This is a genomic window from Deinococcota bacterium (genome assembly GCA_030858465.1).
Taxonomy (GTDB): Bacteria; Deinococcota; Deinococci; order Deinococcales; family Trueperaceae; genus JALZLY01.
The window spans coordinates 1-9,307 of the sequence record JALZLY010000003.1; the positions used below are offsets into that span (position 1 = coordinate 1).

The 9,307-nt window shown below is 67.1% G+C and carries 7 protein-coding genes and 1 pseudogene; 5 read left to right on the forward strand and 3 right to left on the reverse strand.

The annotated features are described in order from the left end of the window. The 5 genes from M3498_00250 to M3498_00270 form a co-directional block, all read left to right on the forward strand. On the forward strand, positions 1–724 hold a 724-nt coding region (locus tag M3498_00250), incomplete at its 5' end, for an amidase family protein (GenBank protein MDQ3457726.1). A 213-nt stretch (positions 725–937) separates the two neighbouring features. Further along, on the forward strand, positions 938–1,165 hold the full coding sequence (locus M3498_00255; protein ID MDQ3457727.1) for a 50S ribosomal protein L28: 228 nt from the start codon (positions 938–940) through the stop codon (positions 1,163–1,165). A gap of 131 nt (positions 1,166–1,296) precedes the next feature. Continuing rightward, positions 1,297–2,031 carry a M23 family metallopeptidase gene (locus M3498_00260; protein MDQ3457728.1) on the forward strand — a complete coding sequence of 245 codons (735 nt, stop codon included), beginning with the start codon at positions 1,297–1,299 and terminating at the stop codon, positions 2,029–2,031. Between the two features lie 138 nt (positions 2,032–2,169). After that, a complete protein-coding gene (locus M3498_00265) occupies positions 2,170–3,378 on the forward strand; it encodes an AI-2E family transporter (protein ID MDQ3457729.1) in 1,209 nt (402 codons plus the stop codon). 115 nt (positions 3,379–3,493) lie between these two features. Then, positions 3,494–6,508, forward strand: coding sequence for a DNA translocase FtsK (locus M3498_00270; GenBank protein ID MDQ3457730.1), 3,015 nt, complete (start codon positions 3,494–3,496; stop codon positions 6,506–6,508). A 172-nt stretch (positions 6,509–6,680) separates the two neighbouring features. Here M3498_00270 and floA read toward each other — a convergent pair. The 3 genes and pseudogenes from floA to M3498_00285 form a co-directional block, all read right to left on the reverse strand. Beyond that, positions 6,681–7,559 (reverse strand): annotated as a pseudogene (gene floA / locus M3498_00275) (flotillin-like protein FloA). A 154-nt stretch (positions 7,560–7,713) separates the two neighbouring features. Continuing rightward, positions 7,714–7,899: a hypothetical protein gene (locus tag M3498_00280; GenBank protein ID MDQ3457731.1), complete on the reverse strand. Its 186-nt coding sequence runs from the start codon at positions 7,897–7,899 to the stop codon at positions 7,714–7,716. 115 nt (positions 7,900–8,014) lie between these two features. Beyond that, positions 8,015–9,061, reverse strand: a complete 1,047-nt coding sequence (locus M3498_00285; GenBank protein ID MDQ3457732.1) for a mannose-1-phosphate guanylyltransferase — start codon at positions 9,059–9,061, stop codon at positions 8,015–8,017. Between the last annotated feature and the right edge of the window lie 246 nt (positions 9,062–9,307).

A 9,307-nucleotide genomic window follows, 5' to 3' on the forward strand; every position in this document is an offset into this window, starting at 1 on the left:
GGGCAACAGCGAGGGGGTGCGGGCGGCCTTGGCGCGCACCGCGAGTCGGCTCGAGGCCCTGGGCGCGACGGTCGGCGAGGCCACCCTGCCGCACGCGCGCTACGGCGTCGCCAGCTATTACCTGGTGGCGCCCGCCGAGGCCAGCAGCAACCTGGCGCGCTACGACGGCAGCCTCTACGGCAGCCTCTACGGCAGCCGCGAGGGCGAGGGCGCGCTCGGCCAGGTCGCCAGCGCGATGCGCACGCGCGCTCACAACTTTGGACCCGAGGTGCGCCGCCGCGTCTTGATGGGCTCCTACGCCCTCTCGGCCGGCTACTACCAGGCCTACTACGGCAAGGCGCTCAAGGTGCGCCGCCTCATCGCGGGCGACTTTGAGCGGGCCTTCGAGCGCTTCGACCTGCTCCTGACGCCGACCGCGCCCACCCCGGCCTATCCCCTCGGCGAGCGCGTGGCCGACCCGCTCGCCATGTACTTAGGTGACGTCAACACCGTGCTCGCCAACCTGGCGGGTCTGCCCGCCGTCAGCCTGCCCGCGGGTGCCGCCGAGGACGGCCTGCCCTGCGGCGTTCACTTCATGGCTCCGGCGCTTGAGGACGCGCGCCTGTTGAGGTTGAGCGCGGCGCTCGAGAGGGCGGCCGCGGGCACCTTCGCGCCGCTCGCACCCCTCTGGGCCCGGCTCGAGCACGTCCAGCAAACCGAAATCAGCAAGGTTGCTGAAGTTTGAGGGCTTGCTCACCCTCCTCTGGCCCATCCCAACCTCTGCCTGGCCATGACCACACCAGCAGCACATACAGCAGCACAGCCTCTCTTCTCAAAAATGTTCACTTCGAATTGCCCTTTGGCTCTCCTGGCTTTTGGCTCTCACTGCGCTTTACGCGGCCTGCTGCCCTGTGCTAGAGTTGTAAGGCTTGCCCGAGAACGGGCCGATGAGGTGACTATGGCAAAAGTTTGTGAAATTTGCGGCAAAAAACCGATTGTCCTCAACAACGTGGTGAGAAGCGGCAAGGCCAAGCGCGAGGGCGGCGTCGGCAAGAACACCACCGGCATCTCCAAAAAGTGGAAGCTCCCCAACCTGCAAAAGGTGAGCATTCAGCAGGGTAGCAACCGCAAGTCGATGCGCGTCTGCACCTCCTGCATTCGCGGCGGCAAGACGCTCAGCGCCTGAGCTGAACGTCCTCAAAGCTCCAGAGCCAGAAAGCTCCAGGGTCAGAAAGCTCCAGGGTCAGTGAAGAGCGGGGTCTTCCCGCTCTTCGTCCTCACGCCTTGACCTGGGCGTGCTAGACTCGAGGGGTGAAGATGCGCTGGCCGAAGGCAGGGGCCTGGCCCAGGGTGAAGCCGGGTTGGGTTTTGCTCGCCCTTCTCTTCGCTTACAGCCTCGTCGTCACGAGTGCTTGGCTGCGCGCGCAGTCGCGGGCGGCGGAGGGGGCGGCCGCGCCGCAGGGGGCGGCCGCGGTGACGGCGCCGCAGGAGGATGGGCTGTGGTTTCCGGTGGTGGGCGCACGCCTGCCGCAGAACCCGGCCTATCTGCCCGGCGCCGCACGGCCTTACCGCCAGGGCGTCAACCAGGGCTTCAACTTCTATAGCGACGACGCGGGCGTGCCCATCGCCTACGGCACGCCGGTGATCGCGGCCGCCGACGGCACCGTGCGGCGCGCCGACCTTGTCTACCGCGAGCACAGCCAGGAGGCGTGGCAGGCGCTGCTCGCCGCTGTCTCCGAAAGGGGCGCCGACGAGGCGCAGCTCGACTCCTTGCGCGGCCGCCAGATCGTCCTCGAGACCGACGACGGTTACCTCCTGCGCTACGCGCACCTGGCCAACATCCGCCCCGGCATCGGCACGGGCGTGCGCGTCTACCGCGGTCAGGTGATCGGCTTCGTCGGCAACTCCGGCACCCCCGAGGGCGTGCGCGGCAGCACCCAGGGCGCGCGCCTGCACTTCGAGGTGTGGGAGCCCGAGGGAAGCTTTTTCGGAGAAGGCCTGGACGAGGAGGCCTTGCGCGTGCGGGCGGCCTCGCTCTTCGTCGGCCCCTAGCGGACGCCGCGGAGGCTACCGTGCTTCTCGTGACCGTGCTTCTCATGACCGTGCTTCTCATCGTGCTCCATCTACGCTTTGACCCGGTCGGATCCGGGTGTCAAGGAGGTGGGCTCGAGCCTGCCCGGGAGGAGCGCAATGGACCGTGAAGCCACCGCCTTCGAGATCGTCTGGCGCAGCGTCTGGGTGCGGGCCTTCGTCTATACCGTCGCTGTCGTCTTGCTGCTCTGGTTGCTGTGGCGCTTGCGCGGCACCTACGCTTTTGCGCTACAGGTCGCCGTCATCGGCTTCACCATCGCCTACATCCTGAACCCCCTGGTGAACGCCCTGCAGCGCCTGCGCATCGGCCGGCCGCTGGCGGTGGTGCTCGTCTACCTGATGCTGAGCGTGGGTTTCGTCTTCGGCTCGGTCCTGATCGGCCGGGTCATCGTCGAGTCGGGCGAGTTCATCCGGCTGATCCCCGGCGCGGTCAACACCCTGCTGCTCTACGGCCAGGACTCGGTGGTTTGGCTCGAGACTTTGCAACTGAACCTGCTCGAGCGTCTGGGCGCGGACCCCGAGCCAGGGCTGACGACCTCGCTCGTCGAAGCCGCGGGCGAGACGGTGACCGGCTTTCTGGCCGAGGCGGCGATGAACTTGAGGGCATTCTTGCAAGACCTCGTCAACTTTAGCGGCGGCATCCTCTACGCCGGGGTCCTGACTATCGTCTCGGGCACCCTGCAGGTGTTTTTGATCGTGGTGACCAGCGCCTATTTTCTCTACGACTTTCCCCGCATCACGGCTTCGTTCGCGCGCTATGTGCCGCTGCGCTGGCGCCCCCTCTACCGCGATCTGACCGCCAAGGCGGACCTGGCCGTGGGCGGCTTCGTCCGCGGCCGCCTGCTCATCTCGTTCATCGTAGGAGTCTTCATCTGGTTCGGCCTCTTGCTCTTGGGTGTGCCGCTGGCCCTGTCGATCGCCTTTATCGCCGCGGTCTTGAACCTGATTCCCTATCTGGGTCCCATCATCGGCGCCATTCCGGCGGTGTTCCTGGGGCTGACCGTCGGCCCCTGGGTGGCGGTGGGCGCGGTGGCGGTCTTTGTCGGCGCCAACCTGTTGGAGGCGCACGTCTTCGGGCCTTATATCATGGCCAAAGCGACCAACCTCCACCCCGTCACGGTGCTGCTGGCCCTGCTCCTGGGCGCCGGGCTGATGGGCCTGGTGGGCATCTTGCTGGCGATTCCGGTGGTGGCGCTCGCCAAAGTCGTCTTGGAAGAGTACCTGCTCACCAGGCCGGCCTTTCGCGGCCCGCCCACCTCGGTGCCGGAGCCGCCCCTGCTGGAGCGGAAGCCGAGGGCGGACACCTAAGAGGCGGACACCCAGGAGGGCGGCACCCAGGAGGGCGGCACCCAGGAGGCTCAGGCTCGAGCCCTTGCTGAGAGGAAAGCCCGGTTTTGCGGCCCCCGGCGCGGTAAGCTTGGGTGTGGCGAGACAGCGAAGCAAAGCGAAAGTACCAAGACCCCACCAGCCCGACCTCGAGGCCGTCGGCCTGGTGCTCCTGGCGCTCGGCCTGGTCACGCTGGGCCTGCTCCTGCCCGTCCTGCCGACGGGCGAGCTGGGCGCGGCCCTGCGCGGCCTCTTGACGGGCAGCATCGGCTGGGGCGCCTACGCCCTGCCCTGGCCGGTGCTCGCCCTGGGCGGCCTCTTTTTGCTGCGCAAGAACCCCAGGAGCTGGCCGCGCCTCCTGGCCGGCTATCTGCTCTTGGCGCTCGGCCTCTGGCTCCTGCTCATGCTCTTTAGCCCCGCCTCGAGCGGTCTCTGGGGTGAGCGCCTGCGCGCCTCGCTGGCCGGCGCCACGGGCTGGCTGGCGCTGGTGCCGGCGCTCCTCGTCTTGAGCCTGGGCGTAGAACTCCTCTTGGGCTGGCCGCCAACGCGCCTCGCTCGAGGCGCCACCCGCCGGAGCGTGCAGGCCGTCCGTCACGGCGCGACGGGTTTGCTGTCGGCCCGGCGGCGCCTCAAATCGCGAGCGGCCTTTGGCGCGGACGTGGCCCTGGCTCAGCGCGGCCTCCGCGATATCGACAAGGACCTGGCGGCCTTGCGCACGCTCTACCCCGGCAGCGCCGAACTCGGCAAGTGGCGCAAGGCCGTGGCTAAGACCCGCGCGGCCCTGGAGAGGGCGGACGAGGAGACGCTTCAAGACGCCCAGGCGGACCTCCAGGCCTGGCAGAATGCCGTCGCCGGCTTTACCCAGGACCGGGCCGCGGAGTTCCGCCACAGCCTGGACGGGGAGGCCCTGGCCGGCTTCGAGGCCTGGTTGCGGGCGATGACTGACGGCTTGAGCGAGCCCTTCGAGGAGCCCGGCCGGGTCGCGTGCGCGCTCGACGACATCCGCAAGACCCTGCTTTTGGACCTCACCGCCCTGGCCCAGCGCTACGGGCGCCTCAGGAGGGCGCGCGACCTGGCCGAGGGCGGGCTCGCAGGCTGCGGGCCGCGCGCGCTGGTGCAGGCGATGGCCGACCACCAGGTCAGGCTGCAGGCCTACGCCCAGATTGCCGAGTCGCAACGGGCGCTGGCAAGCGACGCCGGCCAGCTGGGCGCCTGGTACGGTCTGTCGGCGGCGTTCTTGCGCTTGCAGAGCGAGTTCGGCGGCGCGCCCGAGTTAGGCGAGCTGAGCGCCCGGCTGAGCGAGGCCTTGCGCGCGCGGGGCCGTTCCGCCCTGGCCGAGAGCGAGGGCTGGCGCGAGCGGCTGAGTGAGCTCCAGAGCAAATTGCGCCGGCCCGGACCGGTCGCCGGGGCGCTCGAGCCCGACTTAGAAGCCGAGGCCGAAGCCGAATCTCAAACCGAGGCTCAAACGGAGGCGCCGCCCGAGGCGCCAAGCTTGGCGGAGGCGCCCGACGCGCCCGAGCTCGAGTCTGGAGACGAGGAGGCGCCCGAGGCGCCCGAGCTTGCATTTGGAGACGCGTCCCCTAGCCAGCCCGCTCCCAGCATCAGCGAGGCGATCGTCGACGAGCCGGAGGAGGGCCACGAGGTGGATACGCGCGTCGGCGGCATTCCCATCCAGCTTCCCGGCTTCGAGCTCCTGGACAAGCGCGCGAAACAAGACGACAGCCCCGGCGAGCAGGCGCGCGAGGCCCAGGGCAGGGTGCGCAAGATCGACGAGACGCTTCACAACTTCAAGCTCCAGGGCCGGGTCGTCTCCTCGGCGCGCGGCCCCACCGTCACCCGCTTCGAGGTCGAGCCCGCGCCGGGCGAGAAGATCAGCCGCTTCGCCACCCTATCGGACGACCTGGCCCTGGCGATGGCGGTGGGCTCGGTGCGCATCGAGGCGCCGATCCCCGGCAAGAGCGTGATCGGCTTAGAAGTCCCCAACGCCCACCGCGACCTCATCACCTTCCGCGAGGCCGCCGAGTCCGCGGCGTTTCGGCGCAGCAAGGCGCGGTTGCCGCTCATCCTCGGCAAGTCGATCGACGGCGAGATGGTGGTCGGCGACCTCGCCAAGATGCCGCATTTGCTCGTCGCCGGCTCGACCGGCTCGGGCAAGTCCGTCGCGGTCAACACCCTCGTCGGCAGCCTCATCTACAAGTTCCTGCCGACCGAACTGCGCTTCCTGATGATCGACCCCAAGATGGTCGAGCTGACGCCCTATGACGGCATCCCTCACCTGGTGCGCCCGGTCGTCACCAACCCGGGCGACGCCGCCGGCGTGCTCTTGGGCACCGTGGCCCACATGGAGCGGCGCTACAAGATGATGAGCAAAATAGGCGCCAAGAACTTAGACCAGTACAACGACAAGGCGCGCAACCTGGACATGCCCGAGCTGCCGCACATGGTCATCATCATCGACGAATTGGCCGACCTGATGATCACCTCGCCCAAGGAGGTCGAGAGCGCCATCATGAGGCTGGCGCAGATGGCCCGCGCCACCGGCATGCACCTGGTCCTCGCCACCCAGCGGCCCAGCGTGGACATCTTGACCAGCCTGATCAAGGTCAACGTGCCCGCGCGCGTCGCCTTTGCGGTGTCGTCGGGTCACGACTCGAGGACGATTCTAGACACCATGGGCGCCGAGCGGCTCACCGGCCAGGGCGACATGCTCTTCTACCAGCCCGGCCTGGTCAAGCCCGCGCGCCTGCAAGGGCCCTTTATCAGCGAGCCCGAGATCCACAACCTGGCCGGCTTTTTGCGCCGCCAATACTTCGACGACGATTTCGTCGAGGCCTACGGCTCGGACTTCGATCCGCCGCCCAGCGACGAGTCCTCGGCCTCGGGACTCATCGACTGGAACGACGACAAGCTGCGCGAGGCCGCCGAACTGGTGATCAACGAGGGCCAAGCGAGCGTCTCGCGTCTGCAGCGGCGCTTGGGCGTCGGGCACGCGCGCGCGGGCAAGCTGATGGATTCGCTCGAGTCCCTGGCGGTGGTCGGCCCGCACTTAGGCTCCAAGCCGCGCGAGGTCCTGGTGACGCTAGAGGAACTGCCCAACCTCTTTGGCAAGTGAGGACGGGCTCGAGTTGTGGCTTGCAGTCGGCATCGTGCTTGAGGGTTTAGGAGATGCGGGGGTCGCGTTTCAGACGAATGTAAAGGCCTGATGCCTCTGGAGAAGGTTTTTCGGCGACTGGCCTCCACTTGTTTGTTGCGGGTGTCTACTGCCTGCCGGCTTGCGTGGCGCTCAGATTTCCCTTTCGGAAGGCCTCGGCTAGCGCCAAGGGCACCTCGGCCTCGGCCTCGACCACCTTGGCGCGCATCTCTTCGACCTTGGCGCGGTTCTCCTGCTCGGCGGCCACCGCCATCGCCCGGCGCTCCTCGGCTCTAGCCTGCGCCACGCGCTTGTCGGCCTCGGCCTGGTCGGTCTGCAAGATCGCGCCGATGTTCTTGCCGACGTTGATGTCGGCGATGTCGATGGACAAGATCTCAAAGGCGGTGCCGGAGTCGAGGCCGCGGGCGAGCACCGCCTTGGAGATGATCTCGGGACTCTCCAGGACGGCCTTGTGATCGATCGAGGAGCCGATCGAGGAGACGACGCCCTCGCCGACCCGGGCCATGATGGTCTCCTCGCCGGCGCCGCCCACGAGGCGCTCCAAGTTGGCCCGCACCGTCACCCGGGCGGTGCAGATGAGCTGGATGCCGTCCTTGGCGACGGCCATCACGTCGGGGGTCTGGATGACGCGCGGGTTGACCGAAAGTTTGACCGCGTCCAAGACGTTGCGGCCCGCTAAGTCGATGGCCGCCGCCCGGTCGAAGGGCAAGGCAATCCTGGCTTTATCCGCGGCGATCAGCGCGTCCACCACCCGATTGACGTTGCCGCCGGCGAGATAGTGGGCCTCGAGGCCGTCCTGATCGACGGGGATACCGGCCTTGTCGGCCTTGATGAGCGGCAGGATTATCTGGTGCGGGGACACCCTTCTCAGGCGCATAGCCACCAGGCTGCCGAGGCTGACCTTGACCCCGGCGGAGATCGCCGAGATCCACAGCCCGACCGGAATGAAGGTGAAGAGAACGAGGAAAAAGAGCAGCGCGGCGCCCGCGACGATCAAGATCACCATGTTCATTACTAGCTCCTTTACAAAAGATTGACGTCACGTGCCGCTTGCTGCCGCGACAGGTTCAAGAGCCCTTTCTCGAGCTGCCGACTATTCTACCCTAAATCCTTTGTCTGCCCTCATCCAGAGAGGCGTGGGCGGCCACCCGGCCGAGAGAGCAATCTCAGCCGGCCTCCTTGACGCGGAAGCCGCGCTTTCCTTCAGGCGTGCGTACCCTCTCGACGATGCGCCAGTACTTGCCCCGCCACAAGACCGCGTAGCCCCAGCCGCGACCGCCGGCCTCCGAAAACTGCGCCCGCTCCTTTGCGGAAATCTCCTCGTCCAAAATAACCTCTCTGGTGTCGGCCATGTCTCAGCATAGCGCCTGCTGGAGCAAAGGCGGGTTCCTGGAGAGGTCTGCCGCCAACACGCCACCCTCTCCCAAAGGCCCGGCCTCGCTAGCGGAGCAGGCCGCTGTGCCAGGCTCAGCCCTCCGCGAGCTCCGGCCCTTGCAGGGCTCCTTTGATGTCCTGCACGCGGTCCTTGCGGGCGATGAGCATCCTCTTGCCCTCCTTGACGATGACCAGATCCTCGAGGCCGATGGTGATGATAACGTCCTCGCCGTCGGTGGTGTAGATGAGACTGCCCGAGGTGTCTACGCTCACGTGCCTGCCGATGACGGTGTTGGGCGCGTCCTGCTTTAAGAGGCGCTCGAGGGCGATCCAGTCGCCCAGGTCGTCCCAGCCGAAATCGGCCGGAACCACGAAGGCGCGCTCGGTTCGTTCGAGCACCGCGTAATCGATGCTGGTCTTGGGCAGTGTCGGGAAGACGCTGTCCAGCGTACCTGTGGCAAGGGCTTCCCTGAGGGGCGTCATGAGCTCGGGTACATGGTTGGCGAGTTCGTCCAGAATCGTCTTGGTATGCCACAAGAAGATGCCGCCGTTCCAGCTGTAATCGCCGGCGCCAAGGTAGCTCCTGGCCCGCTCGAGGTCGGGCTTTTCGACGAAGCGGGCGACCCTGTAGACGCCGCCGCCCACCTCCTCGCCGCGCTGGATGTAGCCGTAGCCGGTGGCGGCGAAGGTCGGCCGGATGCCCAGCGTGACCAGACCGGCCGTCGCCAGCGTCGCTTCGGCAGCTTGCCGGACAGTCGCCTGAAAGCCGCCGACGTCGCCGATGCGGTGGTCCGAGGAGAAGAGGCCCATGACCACGTTGCCGAAGCGCGCCTCGACCTCGAGCGCGGCCAAGGCTACGGCGGCGGCGGTGTCCCTGGCGACGGGCTCCAAAATAAGATTCTCCGCCGGCAGCTCGGGCAGCTGCTCGAGGATGAGCCCGCGGTAGCGCTCGCAGGTCACCACGAAGACGCACTCAGCCCCGCCGGCCAAGGGAAGCAGGCGGTCGAAGGTGGCCTGCAGCAGGCTGCGGCCACTGTGCTCCAGATCGAGAAACTGCTTGGGGCGTTCGGCGGTCGAGAGCGGCCAGAAGCGCTGGCCCGAGCCGCCGGCCATGATGACGGGGATGAAGAGGTCGTCCATGCGCTATCTTACCGGAAAAACACAAAAGAAAGCCCCCGGATTTATCCGTGGGGATGAATTTTGTGCGGCGATAGCCGGGCTTTTCAATGCCGGAATGTGTTATACTGCTTGTAGGACGCAAGTCCAGAGCACAATGACAGTAGAGATACGCGGTTGCACAGACAAAGCGCTCTGTGCGTAAAATCTCTGGCGTACAAAGAAACTCCGGTCCTTCGGGACTGCCCGTTGGTTCTTGAGGTTCCAGCG